At 62.2% G+C, this 20,614-nt stretch carries 14 protein-coding genes; 9 read left to right on the top strand and 5 right to left on the bottom strand.

The window, feature by feature from the left end; all coding sequences use genetic code 11:
• Positions 1 to 5 precede the first annotated feature (5 nt).
• On the bottom strand, positions 6 to 494 hold the full coding sequence (locus AC07R1_RS28175; RefSeq protein WP_015637095.1) for a TIGR00645 family protein: 489 nt from the start codon (positions 492 to 494) through the stop codon (positions 6 to 8).
• Between the two features lie 162 nt (positions 495 to 656).
• On the opposite strand from AC07R1_RS28175, the gene AC07R1_RS28170 reads away from it, so the two are divergent.
• Positions 657 to 2,483 carry a hypothetical protein gene (locus AC07R1_RS28170; protein ID WP_065363652.1) on the top strand — a complete coding sequence of 609 codons (1,827 nt, stop codon included), beginning with the start codon at positions 657 to 659 and terminating at the stop codon, positions 2,481 to 2,483.
• A 3-nt stretch (positions 2,484 to 2,486) separates the two neighbouring features.
• Here AC07R1_RS28170 and AC07R1_RS28165 read toward each other — a convergent pair whose 3' ends face one another.
• Positions 2,487 to 2,828 carry a PA4575 family protein gene (locus AC07R1_RS28165; protein ID WP_015637097.1) on the bottom strand — a complete coding sequence of 114 codons (342 nt, stop codon included), beginning with the start codon at positions 2,826 to 2,828 and terminating at the stop codon, positions 2,487 to 2,489.
• 214 nt (positions 2,829 to 3,042) lie between these two features.
• Positions 3,043 to 5,481: a Lon protease family protein gene (locus AC07R1_RS28160; RefSeq protein WP_015637098.1), complete on the bottom strand. Its 2,439-nt coding sequence runs from the start codon at positions 5,479 to 5,481 to the stop codon at positions 3,043 to 3,045.
• A 276-nt stretch (positions 5,482 to 5,757) separates the two neighbouring features.
• Between AC07R1_RS28160 and AC07R1_RS28155 the strand changes: the two genes are divergently transcribed.
• The 4 genes from AC07R1_RS28155 to AC07R1_RS28140 all read left to right on the top strand — a co-directional run bounded on the left by AC07R1_RS28155 (position 5,758) and on the right by AC07R1_RS28140 (position 9,273).
• Positions 5,758 to 6,246: a DUF3015 domain-containing protein gene (locus AC07R1_RS28155; RefSeq protein ID WP_011063564.1), complete on the top strand. Its 489-nt coding sequence runs from the start codon at positions 5,758 to 5,760 to the stop codon at positions 6,244 to 6,246.
• 92 nt (positions 6,247 to 6,338) lie between these two features.
• Positions 6,339 to 8,192, top strand: a complete 1,854-nt coding sequence (locus AC07R1_RS28150) for an Lnb N-terminal periplasmic domain-containing protein (RefSeq protein WP_026020072.1) — start codon at positions 6,339 to 6,341, stop codon at positions 8,190 to 8,192.
• Between the two features lie 159 nt (positions 8,193 to 8,351).
• Entirely contained in the window at positions 8,352 to 8,708 is a 357-nt protein-coding gene (locus tag AC07R1_RS28145; protein ID WP_011063566.1) for a hypothetical protein, read from the top strand.
• A 73-nt stretch (positions 8,709 to 8,781) separates the two neighbouring features.
• Positions 8,782 to 9,273, top strand: a complete 492-nt coding sequence (locus AC07R1_RS28140) for a GreA/GreB family elongation factor (protein WP_065363651.1) — start codon at positions 8,782 to 8,784, stop codon at positions 9,271 to 9,273.
• A gap of 6 nt (positions 9,274 to 9,279) precedes the next feature.
• Here AC07R1_RS28140 and gdhA read toward each other — a convergent pair whose 3' ends face one another.
• Both gdhA and ettA read right to left on the bottom strand, forming a co-directional pair.
• Positions 9,280 to 10,617, bottom strand: coding sequence for an NADP-specific glutamate dehydrogenase (gene gdhA / locus AC07R1_RS28135; RefSeq protein ID WP_041119950.1), 1,338 nt, complete (start codon positions 10,615 to 10,617; stop codon positions 9,280 to 9,282).
• A 287-nt stretch (positions 10,618 to 10,904) separates the two neighbouring features.
• On the bottom strand, positions 10,905 to 12,569 hold the full coding sequence (ettA, locus tag AC07R1_RS28130) for an energy-dependent translational throttle protein EttA (protein ID WP_011063569.1): 1,665 nt from the start codon (positions 12,567 to 12,569) through the stop codon (positions 10,905 to 10,907).
• Between the two features lie 282 nt (positions 12,570 to 12,851).
• Between ettA and AC07R1_RS28125 the strand changes: the two genes are divergently transcribed.
• The 4 genes from AC07R1_RS28125 (at position 12,852) to AC07R1_RS28110 (ending at position 20,609) form a co-directional block, all read left to right on the top strand.
• Positions 12,852 to 16,700: a bifunctional diguanylate cyclase/phosphodiesterase gene (locus tag AC07R1_RS28125; RefSeq protein ID WP_053153981.1), complete on the top strand. Its 3,849-nt coding sequence runs from the start codon at positions 12,852 to 12,854 to the stop codon at positions 16,698 to 16,700.
• Positions 16,701 to 16,896: 196 nt separating this feature from the next.
• Complete coding sequence (glyA, locus tag AC07R1_RS28120) at positions 16,897 to 18,150, top strand: serine hydroxymethyltransferase (protein ID WP_019096025.1); 1,254 nt, start codon at positions 16,897 to 16,899, stop codon at positions 18,148 to 18,150.
• 352 nt (positions 18,151 to 18,502) lie between these two features.
• Positions 18,503 to 19,816, top strand: coding sequence for a C4-dicarboxylate transporter DctA (locus AC07R1_RS28115; protein ID WP_015637104.1), 1,314 nt, complete (start codon positions 18,503 to 18,505; stop codon positions 19,814 to 19,816).
• Positions 19,817 to 19,895: 79 nt separating this feature from the next.
• Positions 19,896 to 20,609, top strand: coding sequence for a FadR/GntR family transcriptional regulator (locus AC07R1_RS28110; RefSeq protein ID WP_041119954.1), 714 nt, complete (start codon positions 19,896 to 19,898; stop codon positions 20,607 to 20,609).
• The last annotated feature ends 5 nt before the right edge of the window (positions 20,610 to 20,614 follow it).

The raw sequence follows: 20,614 nt of genomic DNA, 5'->3' as shown, positions 1-20,614 counted from the left end.
GGCGGTCAGTGCTTGGTCAGCTTGTCCAGGTACCCCATGGCAAATGCCGAGATCACGAAGGTCATGTGGATCACCACGTACCACAGCAGGTACTCGGTGGGGGTGTTCTTGGCGTCCATGAACACCCGCAGCAGGTGGATCGAGGAGATCGCGACGATGGACGCCGCCACTTTCATCTTCAGCGACGAAGAATCCATCTTGCCCAGCCAGCTGAGCTTTTCCTTGTCCTCATCGATGTCCAGCTGCGACACGAAATTTTCGTAGCCGGAAATCATCACCATCACCAGCAGGCCACCCACCAGCGCCATGTCGATCAGCGACAGCAGCACCAGGATCAGGTCGGACTCGGCCATGGAGAACACATTGGGAATAACGTGGAAGACTTCCTGGAAAAACTTCAATGCCAGTGCCAGCAGGCCCAGGGACAATCCGAAGTAGATCGGCGCCAGCAGCCAGCGTGAGGCATACATTGCATTTTCGATAAAACGTTCCATTGAATCTCGTACCCGGTGTAAAAACGGCGGCGAGTATATCAGCGCGCCAAAAGCCCATAAACCACAGACAATCCCCTGCCCCACGGGTTTTTCCAAACGTTTTTTCTGCTAGTGTCGAAGCCATTGCCACCGCCCACCGACACTGGACAGGAAGACTGGAAAATGGATTTGCGATTGCCTTTGGCCAGCTTCGGCCTTGGTCTGGCGCTGCTGATCAGCGGCGGCTGTTCACCCAGCGACGAAAAGAAGCAGGCCAGCCTCGAAGAGAGGACCGCACAGTTTGAAAAATCCCTGGACGCCATCCAGGACCCCAAGCTCAAGGACGCCATCGCCGACCTCGGCGGCTCACTGCTGCTGCTCGAGCGTGCGCAGATCAAGCTAGACAGCAAGCCGATCGAAACCGAATACGGTGACGACAGCCTGGCCCTGCTCAAGCACTACCCCACGGCCCAGGCGCTGGTGGACACCTACGTCAATGGCCTGTTCGTGCTGCGCAAGCCCTCCAGCTCGGACTACCTGACCGACCTGCAGCCGGTGTTCCCCTTCAGCTTCAACATGCCCGCGCAGTTCCCCTTTCCCCATGGCCTGGAGTGGCAGTCCGTCACCCTGAGCAACAAGAAGGTCATCCCCTTTCAGCCCGAATGGTCGGAAACCGACCCGGGGATTCAACTCAGCCCGTCCAGTTCCAACCTGACCAACCCGGATGACCTGACCGTGACCTATCCCTTCATCGAGGGCCTGGAAGTGGACAACAAGAACCAGCCGCAGCCGGTCTCGCTGCAGGGCAAGCTGGAAGTGATAGCTCCCGGCCGCACCCTGACCTTCGAACTGACCCGGGCCGACATCGGCAAGCCACGCCAGGACGGCAACATCAGCCTGACCTTGCTGGCGCTGGAAAAGAATGTCGCCGAGATCGAACTGAGCAATAACGCCGCCCTGCCTGAGGAAGCCGACGACGCCTCCCTCAACCCCTTGCTGGCGCAGGCTCGGGACAGCAGCGGGCAAATCCTCTCTCGGTCGGGCTCGATCAATGAGAGCGCCCAGCAAGTCGCCTTTTACCGCCAGCAACTGGCCGAGATGCAGAAGCAGAAGAGCTGGAGCGAGGCCTTCGAGAAGCAACTGGAGGATGAGCAGAAAGCCTTCGACCAGCAGCACACCCAGCATTACGCCAAGGTGTATTTCAACGGCCAGATCGACAAGCTGGAGGTCGCCGTACTCGACTTCGCTCAGGCCAGCGTGACCCGCAAGGACCTCGACCTGCCGGTACACCGCTTCGATCGGCTCACCACCGACAAGAACATCCAGCCACTGCCGATGCCGGTGGTGGTCTATGACGATCAGGCCGCCAGCTACCTCAAGGGCGCGGAGCTTGATGAGGACTCATTGAAAAAGTCCGTGACCATCAGCCAATCGGTGGAAGATGCCAGTGCGGCACGCATTGAGTTCAGCCATCCGCGGACCTTCAACGACGAACTGCTGGGCTCGGAGTTCAATGCCGGCGACACCCCGCTGACCTTCTTCACTCAGGACGACAAGGGCCAGCGTGGCGAACCGATCGAACTGCCGGACGAGGCCTTTGAAATCGACCCCATGCGTGGCGTCATCACCTATGACCTGAACCTGTTCCCGGAAACCCCGGCCTATGCCGTCGGCTCTATCCCGCTGTTTCTCGCCAACATCGAGAAAAAGACCATCAGTGCCCAGCAACTGCCCAAGGGCCTGGAGCTCAAGGGCAATGCCCTGATAGTCGACCAGAAGCTCTTTCCCGCGGATGCCTGGCGCTTCTATGCCAAGGACGACAGTGGCCAGTACCTGAAGGAGATCCTTGCCGTCAGCCACGGCGCCTCGAACAACGGGCCCGCGCTGTTCGACGTGCATTACTTCTACGGCCAGCCCAGCCAACTGGAAAGCTACGAGCGCAGCGAACTCAATGCCGTCGAATACGGCTTCGAGGTCAAACTCGACAAAGCCGAGCCGACACCACCCTAGCCATCAGTGTTCGGGATGGAACTGGAAATCCCCGGCGTGACGCCCCCGCTCACCGTTGATCTGCCGCAGTTGGGCCTGCAGATGCAGGCACCATATCTGCGGATCGTCGGCCAGTTGGTAACCGTGGGTAGTCAGGCTTTCAACGATCGAATCGAGGATCGATTCGGCCACCACAGGTCCGCAGAACGGCCCCTGGGACTTGATCGCCGAGGGTTGTTCACCGGCCATTCCGGCGGCGAAGAGAAGGGTCCACATACCGTTGTCCCCCGCCAAAGGGCGAACAATGCATTCGATACGGGTAACCAGGCCAAGGCATTGGCGAGTAAGGCAAAGGTTGCGCGACATGGCGGCGACCCTCGGTAGATCCACTATTCAGCCTTCAACGCAAGGCTGTTTCGATCCAGCGACGACTGTCGTTCTCCTTGCCCTGAGAATAGAAGAAAAGCCTGATAAACAAAGTTGACCGATCCAACAGGCGCCGAATGGTCTATTTTGAAAAATTGGCGTCAGCGGCCTGGCGCCGATGGCGAGGGAACACCCCCCTCGCCATCGAACAGCATCACGCCGGCTTGGTATCGGCCAACGCCTCCTGGGCCTGTTCCTTCTCGGCCTCCTTCAGGTCGTCTTCGCTGATCATCTCGGCAATCACCCGCAGCCGCTCCACCACACGAGCATTGACGCTGCCCTCGGGGAACTGCCCTTCGGCATCCGGCTCGCCAGCCGGCTCGCCCACCAGGAGGCTCAGGGCCTCATCGGCCTGGCGCACCGCATACACATGGAACTGCCCGGCTCGCACCGCCTGCAAGACCTTCTCGTCGAGCATCAGTGTGGCGACGTTGGCCTGGGGAATGATCGCCCCCTGCTCCCCGGTCAGGCCACGGGCCTCGCACAGACGGAAGAAGCCCTCGATCTTCTCGTTAACCCCGCCGACCGCCTGCACCTCACCAAACTGGTTGATCGAGCCGGTAATGGCGAAGCACTGCTTGAGCGGGGTTTTGGAGAGCGCCGAAATCAGCGTGCAGGCCTCGCCCAGCGAAGCACTGTCACCGTCCACATAGCCATAGGACTGCTCCAGGGCGATGCTCGCGGAAATCGCCAGGGGGAACTCCTGGGCGTAACGGCTGCCCAGGTAACCCGTGAGGATCATCACCCCCTTGGAATGGATCGGCTGGCCGAGATTGACCTCGCGCTCGATGTCGACGATACCGCTGCCGCCGGGGTAGACCGTGGCCGAGATCCGCGCCGGCACGCCAAAGGCCGAGTCCCCGACCTCCAGCACCGTCAGGCCGTTGCACTTGCCTACCGCAGCACCATCGGTGTCGATGAGGATGATGCCCGCCAGCATGTCGTCGAGAATCCGCGCCGACACCCGCCCGGTACGCGTGGCCTTGGCCTTCAGCGCGCGCTCGATATGCCCGGCGTCGGTCATTTCATCCGAAGCCAGGTGCCGGATGAAATCGGCTTCGCTGACCAGTTGGAACAGATCACCGATACGCGCCGACAAGCGCCCCTGATGCTCCGCCAGGCGTGCACTGTAGGTGGCCAGCCGCGCCACGGCGTCGGCGGTCAGTGGCGCCATGCCCTCTTCCGAGGTGCGGGTTTTCAGCAACTGGGCGAACTGCTCCAGGCTTTCATCCACCATCGGAATGTCTTCGTCGAAATCCACCAGTACCCGGAACATCTCCTGGAAGTCCGGATCCAGGTCCTGCAGCGTGTAATACAACTGGCGGGCGCCAATGATGATGACCTTGACCTGCAGCGGAATCACCTGCGGCGTCAGGGTCACAGTGGCCAGGCGGCCCATCTCGCCCAGTGGCGACTCCATCTTCAGCTTGCGCGATTGCAGGGCACGCTTGAGCGCGTCCCAGACAAAGGGCTCGCTGAGCATCTTCTCGGCTTCCAGAATCAGGAAACCGCCATTGGCCCGGTGCAAGGCGCCAGGGCGCAACTGCCGGTAGGTGGTGTAGAGCGCCCCCTGGTCGGTGCTGTACTCGATGCGCCCGAACAGGTTGTCGTAGGTCGGATGGGGCTCGAATACCACCGGGGCGCCACCGCTGGCAGGGTGACCGACCACCAGGCTCGGGCAGTACTGTTCTTCCAGCAGCTTGCGCGCCACGGCGTCGGTCTTGCTGTCGTCCACCAGTTGTTCGACCACGGTCTTCAACAGATAGACCTGCATGGCCTGCAGGTAACCGCAGACCGCGGCGTTTTCCGCGTACTTCTCGGACAGCGGCGCGAGCAAGGGCTGCAGGGCCAGGGTGATGGTTTCTTCATTGAGCTGGCGCAACTGGTTGCTCGACTCGCGCTTCCATTGCGGCAGGCTCGCCAGTTCTTCGTTGAGGCGCTCCTCCAGGGCGGAAATGTCCTCGTGGAAGCGTTCGCGATCGGCCTCGGGCAACTGGGCGAACTCAGCCTCGTCCAGGGCCTTGCCTTCGAACATCGGGGTAAAGGCGATGTTGCTGCTGTCGCGGTACAGCGCCACGTCCTTTTCCAGGGCCAGGCGCTCGATCACATCCAGGGCACGGTCATAGCGCTGGTTGAAGGCGCGATCGATGGCGCTCTTCTTCTGCTGGTACGAAGGGTGCTCGAAGACCGCCGGAAAGGTGGCCAGCAGGTTATCGATCAGGCCGTTGATGTCGCTGATGAAACTGCCCGCGGCCCCCGCTGGCAGCTCCAGTGCCCGGGGTTCCCGGGGCTCGTCGAAGTTGTTGACGTAGACCCAGTCCGACGGGGTCTGCAGGCGCTTGCCTTCGGCCTTCAGATAGCGTTTGACGAAAGAGAAGCGGCCGGTGCCCGGCTCGCCCATGACAAAGACGTTGTAGCCGGGGCGCGGCATGGCCACGCCAAACTGCAAGGCTTCGACCGCACGTTCCTGGCCTAGCACACCGCGGAAGGGCTCCAGATCATTGGTGGTGGAGAAGCTGAACTGTTCAGCAGAGAAAGGACGGGTCAGCGCTTCAGGCGCAAGACGCAGGCTGGCAGCAACAGGATCAGGCATCGGGCTTCCTTACATCAGGCGGGGCAGATGGCGGCATTCTGGCGCCGGGTATGCCCGGCTGGCAAGGCGCGCCTCAGGGGAAAGCATAGACAAGCCGCAGGCCACGACCCGCACCAAGTAAAACCAGCTGTTTCAGGTATTGTTTTGTAAATAGTTACGGAACCTGAGGAACCTGCCTAAACTCCAAACTGCGCGGCTGGATAGATAACCGGCCCACTGGCGCCCACACGGGCCAGTCTCCCTGTCCATTGGTATGCACACAAAGAGAACAACGCTATGAAACGGATTCTTCTCGGTACTCTTTTCACCGCTGTATCCCTCAACGCCATGGCCCAGGCGCCAGGCGGCCCGGATTGCGGCTGGGGCAACATGCTGTTCGAAGGCCAGCGCGGCACTCCGGCGCACTTCCTCGCATCCACCACCAACGGCACCTCAGGCAACGCCACTTTCGGCATGACCTCCGGTACCAACGGCTGCTCGACCAATGCCTCGCTGACCTATGGCGGCAAGTCCTGGTTCGCCATGAACGGCATGATGAACGAGCTCTCCGAAGACATGGCCAAGGGTCAAGGCGAAGCCCTGACCACCTACGCCGTGGTACTCGGTGTAGCCCCTGAGGATCGCGCGCACTTTGCCGCGGTTACCCACGAGCACTTCCAACAGATCTTCAGCAAGGCTGACGTGACCGCGGAAGATGTGCACACCAATACCCTGGCCGTGTTGAAAAACGACGCGCGCCTGGCCAAGTACGCAACCCCAGCTTAAGCTCGCCCCACCCGCTCCTCGCGAGGAGCGGGTTTTATTTTCCGGACCTTGCCCACCTTGGGTCTTTGTATTTCCGACTTAAGTTGCCCAACATGCTCAAACGCCTTGCCTACCTGGCGCTCTGTGTCTGCGCCCCGCTGTATGCCGCGCCTCACATCGACCCTCAACGTTTGCAGCAACTGGCCAATGACCCCTTCTGGATATCCATAGGTCACTACGAAACTGCCAAGCTCGGCGGCTGGCGCAGTTATGTCAGCGACCCGAAATTCTTCCTCGCTGCCGACGGTGCCCATCATCCCGACGCTGAGCTGGCCGCGACCCTGAACGCCCTCTACGCCCCCGCCGATGCGGGTGACCAGCATGCCCAGTGCGTCTACCCGTCCCGCACCCGCTGGCTCAAGGCGCAACTGGGCCTGAATGACTTGCCTGCGGTGGAGTGCGCCGAGTTCAAGCAATGGTTCAAGGATGTCTCGCCCCACAGCACGGTGATGATCTTTCCCGCGGCATACCTGAACAGCCCCTCGTCGATGTTCGGCCACACCCTGCTGCGCATCGATCAGGCGGACGTACAGAGCAACAACACCGCGCTGCTCAGCTACGCAATCAACTTCGGGGCCTATATCGAGGGCTCGGACAACAGCATTCTCTACGCCTGGAAAGGCCTGATGGGCGGCTATCCGGGGCTGTTCGCTCTAGTGCCCTACCAAGAGAAGCTCTCGGAATACCGCAGCCTGGAAAACCGCGACCTGTGGGAATACCGCCTGAACCTGACCCAGGCCGAAACCGAACGCATGGTGGAGCATGTCTGGGAACTCAAGCAGATCAAGTTCGACTACTTCTTCTTCGATGAAAACTGCTCCTACCGGCTGCTGGAACTGCTGCAAGTGGCGCGCCCCAGCCTGCGCCTGACCGAACAGTTCCCGCTGACGGCGATCCCTACCGATACGGTCAAGGCAGTCAAGGACGCCGGGCTGGTGGAACGCATCGACTATCGCCCGTCCCGGGAGCGGGAGCTGCTGAGCCGCGCCCAGCCCCTGGACCCGGAAGAACAGCAATGGGTGCTCAAGGTCAGCGCTGACCAGAAGCAATTGCAGGCCCCTGAGCTGAAGGCTCTGCCCCGGGATCGCCAGGCCTTGATCGTGGATGCCGCCTACCGTCTTGAACGCTACCGGGCCAACGGCCTGGAACGAGATGCGCAGCGCTCGCAACGCAGTTTCGAACTGCTGCGGGCAATCAACCAGAACCCGGCACCGGAGCTGCAGATCCAGCGCCCCGGCCTGCCGGAAGACGGCCACCAGTCGCGCACCTGGCAGCTGGGAGTCGGCACCCGGGACGACAAGGCCTTCGCCGAGTACGGCCTGCGCATGGCCTATCACGACCTCAACGACAACGCCGAAGGCTTCCCCCTGGGGGCGCAGATCGAGATCCTGCAGATGAAGCTGCGCCAGTACGAAGGCAACCACTGGCAGTTGCAACAGTTGGACCTGGCGACCATCCGTTCCCTGACCCCACGCAACGACCTGCTGCAACCCTGGTCCTGGCAGGTCACCGGCGGCCTGGAGCGAGTACCGGGCAAACACGACGACGAGACCCTGGTCAGCCACGTCAACGGCGGGGCCGGCGGCACCTGGCAGTTGGGCGAGGACACCCTGGGCTTTGTCCTGGGCACGGTGCGAGTCGAGCACAACGCCGACTTTGCTGGTTTCATCGCCCCGGCAGCAGGCTTCAACTCCGGGCTGCTGTGGAAAAACCCGCTGGGCAACTTCAGCCTTGAGGCCAAGGGCGACTACTTCACCAATGGCGAGGTACGCCGCAGCCTGAGCCTCAACCAGCAGTGGGAGCTGTCGCGCAACCTGGGCCTGCGCCTGAGCGCACAGCGGGAGTTCAGCCAACTGGCGACTCCGGTCAACGAGGTCATGCTCGAACTCAAGTGGTATCACTACTAAAGGCAGCCAGAGGCCGCTCTCAAGGGCCCTGGAAGGTGCTGCGAACCTTGTCGCAGCCTGCACCAGCGGCCACGGTTAAATGGGTTGATCACCCGGCTTTCACGGCTTGCTGACAAACGCCCTTCTAGACTTCACGCAGAGGAAGCCTGGGAGACGAAAATGTGGCGGTACGGGTGGGCAGCGCTGTTGCTGGCGCTAGTCGGTGGCTGTGAATCAACCCATGAGCATCTGCTGGCGCAGGGCTATCCGCCGGCCTTTGCCGATGGCTTCGATGCCGGCTGCGTCAGCGGCCGCCAGGCGGCAGGCTCCATGAGCGGAGAGTTTCGCAAGGACGTACCGCGCTACCTCAAGGACGCGCAATACGCCGAAGGCTGGAACGATGGTTTCCGCCAATGCCAGGCCATGCTGGAGAACCAGGACCGCAACGAGTATCGAGAGCGGCACTGGGACGAGCGCGAGCGAGCCTGGCAGCAGGAAAAGGACCGCGATGCGGCCCGGGCCTATCGTTCGCCGTAGGTCGCTTTCAGGTAACCGCCCAGGTGAAAAGCCTGCAACCATGGTCCACCCGCCTCCCTTCAAGGAGAAAACCGTGAGCCGCGCTTTCGTCAATGAAGATCAAGCCGCCCAGGCCGAGCAGCCGGTGGAGCGCCAGATCAGCACCCAGCCCAATTACGTCACGCCCCAGGGCCTTGCCGAATTGCAGGCCAGGGTTGCCCTGCTGCACAGCCAGCACAGCGAGCAAAACGACCTGGGAGATGACGCCGACAAGCAGCGAATGGCAGAGCTTGAGCGCGACCTGCGCTATTTCACCCAGCGCCTGCACAGCGCCCAAGTGGTGACGCCGGCCAATTCAACCGACAAGGTGCAGATCGGCAGCCGGGTGACCTTCGCCGATGAACAGGATCGCCAGCAAAGCGTGCAATTGGTGGGGGAGGATCAAGCGGATGCGGCCAAGGGGCTGATCAACTGGGCCTCGCCCCTGGGTCGTGCCCTACTGGGAGCACAACCGGGGGACGAAGTCCTGTGGCAAAGGCCGGCGGGCAATCAGTTGATCGAGATCATCCGCATCGAACCGGCCTGAGACGGTTCAGACCACGCCCTGGGCCAGCATGGCATCGGCGACCTTGACGAAGCCGGCGATGTTCGCCCCCTTCACGTAGTTGATCCGGCCATTCTCTTCGCCATAGTGCACGCAAGCGTGGTGGATCGACTGCATGATGTTGTGCAGCTTGCTGTCCACTTCACCGGCGGTCCACAGCAGGCGCATGGCGTTCTGCGACATTTCCAGGCCACTCACCGCCACGCCACCGGCGTTGGACGCCTTGCCCGGGGCGAAGAGGATACCCGCGTCGATAAAGATATCCACAGCCTCCAGAGTGGTCGGCATGTTGGCACCTTCGGCGACACAGGTGCAGCCGTTGCGCAGCAGGGTACGGGCCGCCTCGGCGTCCAGTTCATTCTGCGTGGCGCAGGGCAAGGCGATATCGCACGGCAGGTCCCACGGAGTCTTGCCGGCGCGGAACTCCAGGCCGAACTGGCTCGCCAGCTCGCTGATACGCCCACGCTGCACGTTCTTGAGTTCCAGTACCGCCAGCCACTGCTCTTCGCTCAGGCCCGACTCGCAATACAGGGTGCCTTCGGAATCGGACAGGGAGATCACCTTGCCACCCAGGTCCATGACCTTGCGCGCCGCATACTGGGCCACGTTGCCGGAGCCGGAGATCGCCACGCGCTTACCTTCGACCCGATCACCGCGGCGCTTGAGCATTTCCTCGGCGAAGTACACGCAGCCAAAGCCCGTGGCCTCGGGGCGGATCAGGCTGCCGCCGTAGCTGATGCCCTTGCCGGTCAGCACCGACGTGAACTGGTTGCTCAGGCGTTTGTACTGGCCAAAGAGGAAACCGATTTCCCGGGCACCCACGCCGATGTCACCGGCCGGGACGTCAACGTCGGCACCGATATGCCGGTACAGCTCGCTCATGAAGGCCTGGCAGAAGCGCATCACCTCGGCGTCGCTCTTGCCCTTGGGGTTGAAGTCCGAACCGCCCTTGCCGCCGCCCATGGGCAGGGAGGTCAGGGAGTTCTTGAAGGTCTGCTCGAAGGCGAGGAATTTCAGCACGCCCATGTTGACCGAGGGATGGAAGCGCAGGCCGCCCTTGTACGGGCCGATGGCGCTGTTCATCTGGATGCGGAAGCCGCGGTTGACCCGGACCTTGCCCTGATCGTCGACCCACGACACGCGAAACACCACCGCGCGTTCCGGCTCGCAGATCCGCTCGAGAATACCGGAGCTCAAGTAGTGCGGATTGGCTTCGAGAAACGGCCAGAGGCTGCGCAGGACCTCTTCCACCGCCTGATGGAATTCAGGCTGGTCCGGGTCGCGTTTTTTCAGGCGGGCAAGGAAGTCTTCGACGGATTCGATCATGGGAAGTCTCGGCAAATTTATTGTCGTTAAGAAGAGATTTGCCCGGGACTTTATCAATTCAATCCGCACCGCGACAGCGCAAAATGTCGCAGATATGAATTTAAATGGTGCAATAAATATAAATAGCCCGGTTCTACAGGTGTTTTACGCACCGAATTGGTGACAAATATTGACTGCTTTGCACTCACTTTGAACGTTGAGCCACGCCCCCCAATTAACCGCCCAGGTTTCTGCCAGGCATAAAAAAACGGAGCCCGAAGGCCCCGTTTTTTCAAGCAGCTAACCGATCAGGCCAGCTTCTTGTGCCGTACCCGGTGCGGTTGCGCTGCGGCTTCGCCCAGGCGTTTCTTGCGATCGGCTTCGTACTCGGTGTAGTTGCCTTCGAAGAACACCGCTTGGGAGTCGTCTTCGTACGCCAGGATGTGAGTGGCCACCCGGTCCAGGAACCACCGATCGTGGGAGATCACAATGGCGGCGCCCGGGAAGTCCAGTAGGGCTTCTTCCAGGGAGCGCAGGGTTTCAACGTCGAGGTCGTTGGAAGGTTCGTCGAGCAGCAGGACGTTGCCACCCTCCTTCAGGGTCAGGGCCAGGTGCAGGCGGCCGCGCTCACCACCGGACAGGTCCTTGACGAACTTCTGCTGGTCGCCGCCCTTGAAGTTGAAACGGCCGACGTAGGTACGCGACGGGATCTCGTAGTTGCCGATGCGGATCTGGTCGGAGCCGTCGGAGATCTGCTGGAACACGGTCTTGCTGCCGTCCAGGTCCTCACGGCTCTGATCCACGCAGGCAAGCTGCACGGTTTCACCGATCTCGATGCTGCCCGAATCCGGGGTTTCCTTGCCCATGAGCATGCGGAACAGGGTCGATTTACCGGCACCGTTACCGCCGATCACGCCGACAATGGCGCCCTTGGGCATGGAGAACGACAGGTTGTCGATCAGCACGCGATCGCCGTAGCCCTTGGTGACGTTCTTGAACTCGATGACCTTGTCACCCAGGCGCGGACCAGCCGGAATGTAGATCTCGTTGGTTTCGCTGCGCTTCTGGAATTCCTGGGACTGCATTTCCTCGAAGCGTTGCAGACGGGCCTTGGATTTCGACTGGCGAGCCTTGGCGCCTTTGCGCACCCACTCCAGCTCTTCCTTCATGGCCTTTTCATGGGCCGACTGCTGCTTGGATTCCTGGGCCAGACGGTCGGACTTGGCTTCCAGCCAACCGGAGTAGTTGCCCTCGTAAGGAATGCCGGCGCCGCGGTCGAGTTCGAGAATCCAGCCGGCGACGTTGTCCAGGAAGTAACGGTCGTGCGTGATCGCGACCACAGTGCCCGGGAAGTCGTGGAGGAAATGCTCCAGCCAGGCGACGGAGTCGGCGTCCAGGTGGTTGGTTGGCTCGTCGAGCAGCAGCATGTCCGGAGCGGACAGCAGCAGGCGGCACAGGGCCACACGACGCTTTTCACCACCGGACAGGTGCTCGACCTTGGCGTCCCAGGCCGGCAGACGCAGAGCGTCGGCGGCCACTTCCAGCTGGCGCTCCAAGTTGTGGCCGTCGCTGGCCTGCAGGATGGCTTCCAGCTTGGCCTGCTCGGCGGCCAGCTTGTCGAAGTCGGCATCCGGCTCGGCATAGGCGGCGTAGACCTCGTCCAGGCGCGCCTGGGCGTCCTTGATCACGCTGACCGCTTCCTCGACCACTTCGCGCACGGTCTTGGCCGGGTCCAGCTGGGGTTCCTGGGGCAGGTAACCGATGTTCAGGTCCGGCATCGGGCGGGCTTCGCCCTCGAACTCGGTGTCGACGCCGGCCATGATCTTCAGCAGCGTGGACTTGCCCGAACCGTTGAGGCCCAGCACGCCGATCTTGGCGCCAGGGAAAAAGGACAGGGAGATGTTTTTCAGGATTTCCCGCTTCGGCGGAACAACCTTGCCCAGCCGATGCATGGTGAAGACGTATTGAGCCATGGTGAACCTAGCGTCAGTGACAGATGAATAGAACGGGCCGGGCCCGGGCCAGGCCATGCGCTGCGCCGGCATTGACCATGATCAATACCGACGGGCGGAAAAAGCCTGATTGTCTGGAGCTGGAACGCTCCCGCGTAACCGGCAAAACTACCTCAATGCACGATCCAGGTCCAGCCAGGCGGGACTGGCACTTTGCCACAACTCAAGGCATGCTAGCCGCCCTTCGGGCGTCCGGCTTATAGTGCACGTCGCGCCAGCCCAGCCAAACCGCAGGATCACAGCTTGTTCAACGTCACTTCGCCAAAGCCCGCGCGCGCCGCTGCCCCCGGGCCGGCCTATCCTATGCGTGGCACACTCAAAGGCGCACTGGCGACGCTGGTGCTGTTGCTGCTGGCCCTGTTGTTCTGGCAGTTGCTCGATCAACTGCAACAGACCCGCCAGGACCAGCGTCAGCATGCCATCGACTACAGCGCCGACCTGGCCGACCACCTGAGCCTGAACCTGGCGCTCAACGCCCAGATCGCCCTCAATCTGCTGCCCATCATCGAGGCACCGCAAGACAGCCAGCAGCAACAGCAACTGCTTCAGAAACTCCAGCGCTCGCTGCCGGACGTACGCAGCTTTGCCCTGCTGGACAGCAAGGGGCAAATCCTCAGCGACAGCGCCACCGATAGCCAGGACGCCCTGTGGCTCGCCGAGCTGGTCCAGCGCAGCCGTGCCCAACGCTACTACTACAGCAACCCCGCCGATGGCTCGGTGGTGCATGTCCTGCTGCACCAGTCCAGCGGCGGGAGCCGCGGCTACTGGGTCCTGCGCCTGGCTCCAAGCTTTCTGCAGACCCTGGTGCGGCAAAGCGAAGAGGGCTTCAAGCCCACCTGGGTGATCGAGAACCGCCTCAGCCACCAGGTGATCAAGCGCGATGAGCGCAGCACTTCGACCCCAGGCATGCTGGATCCCGACGAAATGGCCAGCAGCGTACTGCTGGTGCCCCTGAGCAACAGCGACTGGCAACTGCGCGGCCTGTTCGACCAGCGGGCCGTGCTCGAGGCGCTGCTGCCGGCCTTCATTGGCAAGTGCCTGCTGGGCCTGGCCTTCTCCCTGCTGCCGGTGATCGCCCTGCTGAACATGCGCCGGCGCCAGCGCCAACTGCACGAAGGCCGGCGGCGCTATCAGGACATTTTCGAAGGCACCGGCGTGGCCTTGTGCGTCATGGATATCTCAGGGCTTCCAGGGTTGCTCGACAAGCACAACCTGCACAACAGCGACCAACTCAAGCGCTGGCAGGCCAGCGATCCTGGCCACCGCCTGCAACTGCTCAGTGAATTGCGCATCACCGAGGTCAACCAGGTTGCCCTGCGCCTGCTCAACGTCGAATCCAGCGAGCAGGCCTGGCAACTGCTGATCGAAGGCAGCCCGAAGAACGGCAACGCCATCGGCAGCCAGTTGCTCGAAGCCGTGATCAACCAGCAGAAACAGCTGGAACTGGAGATCAAGCTCAGCGACGCCCAGGGCAACGACCAGCATCTGTGGCTGGTCCTGCGCCTGCCCGAGGCCATCGCGGACTACAGCGCGGTGATCCTCAGCATCAGCGACATTACCAGCCGCAAGCTGATCGAACTTTCACTGCTGGAGCGCGAAGGGTTCTGGTCGGACGTGGTGCGCACCGTGCCTGATCACCTGTACGTACAGGATGTGATCAGCCAGCGGATGATCTTCAGCAACCACCATCTGGGCCAGACCCTGGGCTACAACAAGACCGAGCTGCACCAGATGGGCGAGTACTTCTGGGAAATCCTCCTGCACCCGGAAGACGCCGACCTCTATCACCGCCTGCGCCAGGAACAGCGGCACTCGGCCTATGCCCAATTGCTGCAATGCCAGTTGCGCTTCCGCCACCGCAGCGGCCAGTGGCGGCGCTTCGAGATCCGCGAGCAGGCCCTGGCCCGGGACCGCTACGACCAGGTGACACGGATCATCGGCGTGGCCAAGGACATCACCGACCAGATCGAGGCCAGCGAGTCCCTGCGTGACAGCGAGCAGCGCTACCGCATGCTCGCCGAAAGCATCAGCGATGTGATCTTCTCCACCGACAGCAAGCTTTCGCTGAACTACGTCAGCCCTTCGGTGCACGCGGTGCTCGGCTACGACGTGGAGTGGATCTTCCAGAACGGCTGGCAGTCGACCATCGCCAACCCGCAGCAGCTGAGCGGCATCTACACCCTCATGGACCGGGTCAGCAAGGCCCTGGACAAACCCGAGCAACTGGCGCAATTGCGCAGCCAGGTGCAGACCCAGCTGTTCCTGTTCGACTGCCTGCGGGCCGATGGCCGCAAGATCCCCATCGAGCTGCGCCTGGTACTGGTGTGGGACGAGCATGGCGCCTTCGAGGGCGTGCTCGGGGTCGGCCGCGACATCAGCCAGCAGCGCCGAGCGGAAAAGGACCTGCGCATGGCGGCCACGGTATTCGAGCACTCGACCTCGGCGATCCTGATCACCGACCCCGCCGGCTATATCGTCCAGGCCAACGAGGCGTTCAGCCGGGTCAGCGGCTACGCGGTGTCCCAGGTGCTCGACCAGTTGCCGAACATGCTCACCGTGGACGACCAGCAGGAAGCCCACCTGCGCTATGTACTCAAGCAACTGAACCAGCACAGCACCTGGGAAGGCGAAGTCTGGCTCAAGCGCCGCAATGGCGAGCACTACCCGGCGTGGGTCGGGATCACCGCAGTGCTCGACGATGAAGGCGACCTGGCCAGCTACGTGTGCTTCTTCAGCGACATCAGCGAACGCAAGGCCAGTGAACAGCGCATCCACCGCCTGGCCTACTACGACGCCCTGACCCACCTGCCCAACCGCACTCTGTTCCAGGACCGCCTGCACACCGCCCTGCAATCGGCAGAACGACAGAAGTCCTGGGTGGTGCTGATGTTCCTCGATCTGGACCGCTTCAAGCCGATCAACGACTCCCTGGGCCATGCCGCCGGCGATCGCATGCTCAAGGAAATGGCCACGCGCCTGCTGGGCTGCGTCGATGAAGACGACACCGTGGCACGCATGGGCGGCGACGAATTCACCCTGCTCCTGCAGCCGCGCTCCAGCCGTGAGATGGCCCTGAACCGGGCGATCCATGTGGCCGAGCAGATTCTCGCCAGCCTGGTCAAACCCTTCGTCCTCGAAGGCCGCGAGTTCTTTGTTACCGCCAGTATCGGCATCGCTCTGAGCCCCCAGGATGGCAACGAGCTGAGCCAGTTGATGAAGAACGCCGACACCGCGATGTACCACGCCAAGGAACGCGGCAAGAACAATTTCCAGTTCTACCAGGCAGACATGAACGCCAGCGCCCTGGAGCGCCTGGAACTGGAAAGCGACCTGCGCCACGCCCTGGAGCAGGAAGAATTCGTGCTTTATTACCAACCGCAGTTCAGCGGTGACGGCAAGCGCCTGACCGGCGCCGAGGCGCTGCTGCGCTGGCGCCACCCGCGTCGCGGCCTGGTACCGCCGGGTGACTTCATTCCGGTGCTCGAAGAACTGGGGCTGGTGGTGGATGTGGGCGACTGGGTGATCAGTGAAGCTTGCCGCCAGCTCAAGTCCTGGCACCAGGCCAAGGTGCGGGTGCCGAAGGTTTCGGTGAACATCTCCGCCCGGCAGTTCTCCGACGGCCAGCTGGGCATGCGCATCGCCACCATCCTCAAGGACACCGGCCTGCCGCCGGCGTGCCTGGAGCTGGAACTGACCGAAAGTATCCTGATGCGCGAAGTCAGCGAGGCGATGCAGATTCTCGATGGCCTGAAGAACCTCGGCCTGAGCATCGCGGTGGACGACTTCGGCACCGGCTACTCATCGCTGAACTACCTCAAGCAGTTCCCCATCGACGTGCTGAAGATCGACCGCACCTTCGTCGACGGCCTGCCGTCCGGCGAGCAGGATGCGCAGATCGCCCGCGCCATCATCGCCATGGCCCACAGCCTGAACCTGGCGGTGATCGCCGAAGGCGTGGAAACCCACGAACAGCTGGAGTTCCTGCGCGAACATGGCTGCGACGAGGTCCAGGGCTACCTGTTCGGCCGGCCGATGCCGGCCAACCGCTTCGAGGCGCAGTTCAGCAACGACGCCCTGTTCATGTTCGACTAACATCCCCTGCTTGCGTAATTGCCGGCCTGCCGGCGAAGGCGGTCTCAGGGGCCTCTTCGCTGGCAAGCCAGCTCCTGCACGAGCCCGTACCCAAGTGAAGGCCACTTGTCTGCGACATGATGTCCTTTCATATGCCATCTAAAACCCATTGGGTTAGAATGCCTCCCTTTTCTGCCCCCGATCCTTGAGGACCGCCATGTTCAGCCGTGATTTGACTATTGCCAAGTACGACGCCGATCTCTTTGCCGCCATGGAGCAAGAAGCTCAGCGCCAGGAAGAGCACATTGAGCTGATCGCTTCGGAAAACTACACCAGCCCAGCGGTGATGGAAGCTCAAGGCTCGGTACTGACCAACAAATACGCCGAAGGCTACCCAGGCAAGCGCTACTACGGCGGTTGCGAATACGTCGACGTGGTTGAGCAGCTGGCCATTGATCGCGCCAAGGAGCTGTTCGGCGCCGACTACGCCAACGTCCAGCCACACGCCGGCTCCCAAGCCAACGCAGCGGTCTACCTGGCCCTGCTGCAAGGCGGCGACACCATCCTGGGCATGAGCCTGGCCCACGGCGGTCACCTGACCCACGGTGCTGCCGTTTCCTCCTCCGGCAAGCTGTACAACGCTGTTCAGTACGGCATCGACGCCAACGGTCTGATCGACTACGACGAAGTCGAGCGCCTGGCCGTCGAGCACAAGCCGAAAATGATCGTGGCCGGTTTCTCTGCCTACTCGCAGATCCTCGACTTCCCGCGTTTCCGCGAAATCGCTGACAAAGTGGGCGCCTACCTGTTCGTCGACATGGCCCACGTGGCCGGTCTGGTCGCCGCTGGCGTCTACCCGAACCCAGTACCATTCGCCGACGTGGTCACCACCACCACCCACAAGACCCTGCGCGGTCCACGTGGCGGCCTGATCCTGGCTCGCGCCAACGCCGACATCGAGAAGAAGCTCAACTCCGCTGTATTCCCTGGCGCCCAGGGCGGCCCACTGGAGCACGTGATCGCCGCCAAGGCCATCTGCTTCAAGGAAGCACTGCAGCCTGAGTTCAAGGCTTACCAGGAACAAGTGGTGAAGAATGCCCAGGCCATGGCCGAAGTGTTCATCGAGCGCGGTTTCGACGTGGTGTCCGGTGGTACCAAGAACCACCTGTTCCTGCTGTCGCTGATCAAGCAAGACATCTCCGGCAAGGACGCTGACGCCGCTCTGGGCAAAGCCTTCATCACCGTGAACAAGAACTCCGTGCCAAACGATCCACGCTCCCCGTTCGTCACCTCCGGCCTGCGCTTCGGTACTCCGGCCGTGACCACTCGTGGCTTCAAGGAAGCCGAGTGCAAGGAACTGGCCGGCTGGATCTGCGACATCCTGGCGGACCTGAACAACGAAGCGGTGATCGACGCCGTGCGTGAGAAGGTCAAGGCCATCTGCAAGAAGCTGCCGGTATACGGCGCTTAATCAGCCCGCAGACCGCAGCAGAAAAAGCCCGGCCCAGTGCCGGGCTTTTTTGTGCCCGCAGGGCCGCGCAGACAGGCGGTGAAAGGAGCCTGCGAGGTCTTGCGAACGCAGGATACCCGTGCGGCTGGTCCGGCCGATCGCAGCCTGCGACACCGGCTACAGTGGCCAGAGGAGGAAAAACCACTGGTCAGACCGGTAAAGCCAATCTGCACCCTCCCCCTTGTAAACCCATAAAACCCGAGCGTAGACTGCGCCTGCACTGGACATACCGGTAAGACCACAATAATTAAGTCCTCCATCCGCTGCGCCTCCCCCGCGCACGGCAGACAGGACACCGACCAGGATTCCCCCCATGCTCAGATGGTGCTCGCGTTCGATTTTCCTCCAGGTTGTCCTCGGACTGATGCTCGGCATCGTGTGCGGACTCACCCTCCCCGAATACTCCTCCCAGCTCAAACCCCTAGGCGATGGTTTCATCAAGCTGATCAAGATGCTGATCGGGCTGATCGTGTTCTGCGTGGTCGTCAGCGGCATCTCCGGTGCCGGCGACCTGAAGAAGGTCGGCCGCATCGGCCTCAAGTCGGTGATCTACTTCGAGATCCTCACCACCGTGGCCCTGGTGATCGGCCTGATCATGGCCTTCAGCACCGGCATCGGCAGCGGCGCCAACATCCATCTGGAGCAACTGTCCACCGCGGACATGGGCGACATCGCCCAGCGTGGCCAGCACATGCACACCACCACTCAGTTCCTCATGGACCTGATTCCCACCTCGGTGATCGGTGCCTTCGCCGAGAACAACATCCTCCAGGTGCTGCTGTTCTCGGTGCTGTTCGGCAGCGCCCTTAACCTGGTGGGTGAAGCCGCCTCGGGCATCTCCCGGCTGATCAACGAACTGAGCCATGTGATCTTCCGCATCATGGGCATGATCGTGCGTCTGGCGCCCATCGGCGTGTTCGGTGCCATCGCCTTCACCACCAGCAAGTACGGCCTGGATTCGCTGCAGCACCTGGGCAGCCTGGTGGGGCTGTTCTACCTGACCTGCTTTGCCTTCGTCGCGGTGATCCTGGGCCTGGTGATGCGTTTGTCGGGCCTGCGCATGCTGCCCTTTCTCAAGTACCTGCGCGAAGAGTTGCTGATCGTCCTCGGCACCGCTTCCTCCGACGCGGTGCTGCCGCAGATCATGCGCAAGCTGGAACACCTGGGGATCGGCAGTTCCACCGTAGGCCTGGTGATTCCCACCGGCTACTCGTTCAACCTCGACGGCTTCTCCATCTACCTGACCCTGGCCATCGTCTTCATTGCCAACGCCACCGGCACTCCGCTGTCCATGTCGGACCTCTTGACCATTCTTCTGGTGTCGCTGATCACCTCCAAGGGCGCCCACGGCATCCCCGGCTCGGCGCTGGTGATCCTGGCGGCAACCCTGACTGCAATCCCGGCGATTCCGGTGGTGGGCCTGGTGCTGGTGCTGGCGGTGGACTGGTTCATGGGCATTGGCCGCGCCTTGACCAACCTGATCGGCAACTGCGTGGCCACCGTCGCCATCGCCCGCTGGGAAAAGGACATCGACGTGCAGCGGGCCAACAAGGTGCTCAGCGGCCAGCAGGGCTACACCTTCCAGGCCCGAAAACCGGTGACCGGCGCCCACCAGCAGGAATTTTGACCCGATCTTGTGCCTGTCATCGGCAGGCACAACACTCGGCGCGGCAACAGCGCGCTATTAATCGTTCATGGAGTCAACAGTGATCAGCTCGTCAACAGTGGTGAATTCAGTGGTAGAAAAGCTCCGGGCCGCCCTGGCCCGCGGCCAGTGGCGCTCCGGCGACATGCTGCCAGGGCAACGCGAATTGGCCGAGCAACTGGGCATCAGCCGCCCCAGCCTGCGCGAAGCGGTGATCGTCCTGGAGACCCTGGGCCTGGTGCGCTCCATGCCCGGCAAAGGCGTGGTGGTGCTGGACACCCCCCTGGACGAAGCGCAGGGCAGCGACAGTGCAGTGGCCGGGGCCAGCCTCGAAGACGTGCTGCAACTGCGCTACACCCTGGAGCCCTTCATCGTCGGCCTGGTGGCGCAATCCATCAGCAGCAAGGAAGTCGGCCAGTTGCGCCTGACCCTGATGGACATGCGCGAAGCCCTTGAAGCCGGCGACAGCGAAGCCGGGGTCAACGCCTACATCGCCTTCCACGAGGAACTCTTCACCCTGACCAGCAACCCGATCTTCCAGAACGTGGTGCAACAGACCAGCAATGCCCTCAAGCAAAGTGCACAGATCCTGCGCAATTCACCGGAGCACCTGGCCGAACGCCTGGAAGAAAACGAGGCGGTGGTGCGGGCCATCCGCAACAAGAACAGCGCCCTGGCCAGCGCCGAGATGCGCCGGCACATCCTCCAGGAAGGCCAGCGCATGGGCATCGAACTGAATATCCCGGACGATCACCTGGGCAACAGCGCCCAGTAATCCCC

This window comes from Pseudomonas sp. GW821-FHT07F01, assembly GCF_059418825.1.
The sequence above is the reverse complement of the archived record's forward strand: the minus strand, read 5'-3'. Positions and strand labels throughout refer to the sequence as shown.

Coding starts and splice junctions, on each gene's coding strand:
- AC07R1_RS28175 (WP_015637095.1), bottom strand. CDS start 494: ATGGAACGTTTTATCGAAAATGCAATGTATGCCTCACGCTGGCTGCTG.
- AC07R1_RS28170 (WP_065363652.1), top strand. CDS start 657: ATGGATTTGCGATTGCCTTTGGCCAGCTTCGGCCTTGGTCTGGCGCTG.
- AC07R1_RS28165 (WP_015637097.1), bottom strand. CDS start 2,828: ATGTCGCGCAACCTTTGCCTTACTCGCCAATGCCTTGGCCTGGTTACC.
- AC07R1_RS28160 (WP_015637098.1), bottom strand. CDS start 5,481: ATGCCTGATCCTGTTGCTGCCAGCCTGCGTCTTGCGCCTGAAGCGCTG.
- AC07R1_RS28155 (WP_011063564.1), top strand. CDS start 5,758: ATGAAACGGATTCTTCTCGGTACTCTTTTCACCGCTGTATCCCTCAAC.
- AC07R1_RS28150 (WP_026020072.1), top strand. CDS start 6,339: ATGCTCAAACGCCTTGCCTACCTGGCGCTCTGTGTCTGCGCCCCGCTG.
- AC07R1_RS28145 (WP_011063566.1), top strand. CDS start 8,352: ATGTGGCGGTACGGGTGGGCAGCGCTGTTGCTGGCGCTAGTCGGTGGC.
- gdhA (WP_041119950.1), bottom strand. CDS start 10,617: ATGATCGAATCCGTCGAAGACTTCCTTGCCCGCCTGAAAAAACGCGAC.
- ettA (WP_011063569.1), bottom strand. CDS start 12,569: ATGGCTCAATACGTCTTCACCATGCATCGGCTGGGCAAGGTTGTTCCG.
- glyA (WP_019096025.1), top strand. CDS start 16,897: ATGTTCAGCCGTGATTTGACTATTGCCAAGTACGACGCCGATCTCTTT.
- AC07R1_RS28115 (WP_015637104.1), top strand. CDS start 18,503: ATGCTCAGATGGTGCTCGCGTTCGATTTTCCTCCAGGTTGTCCTCGGA.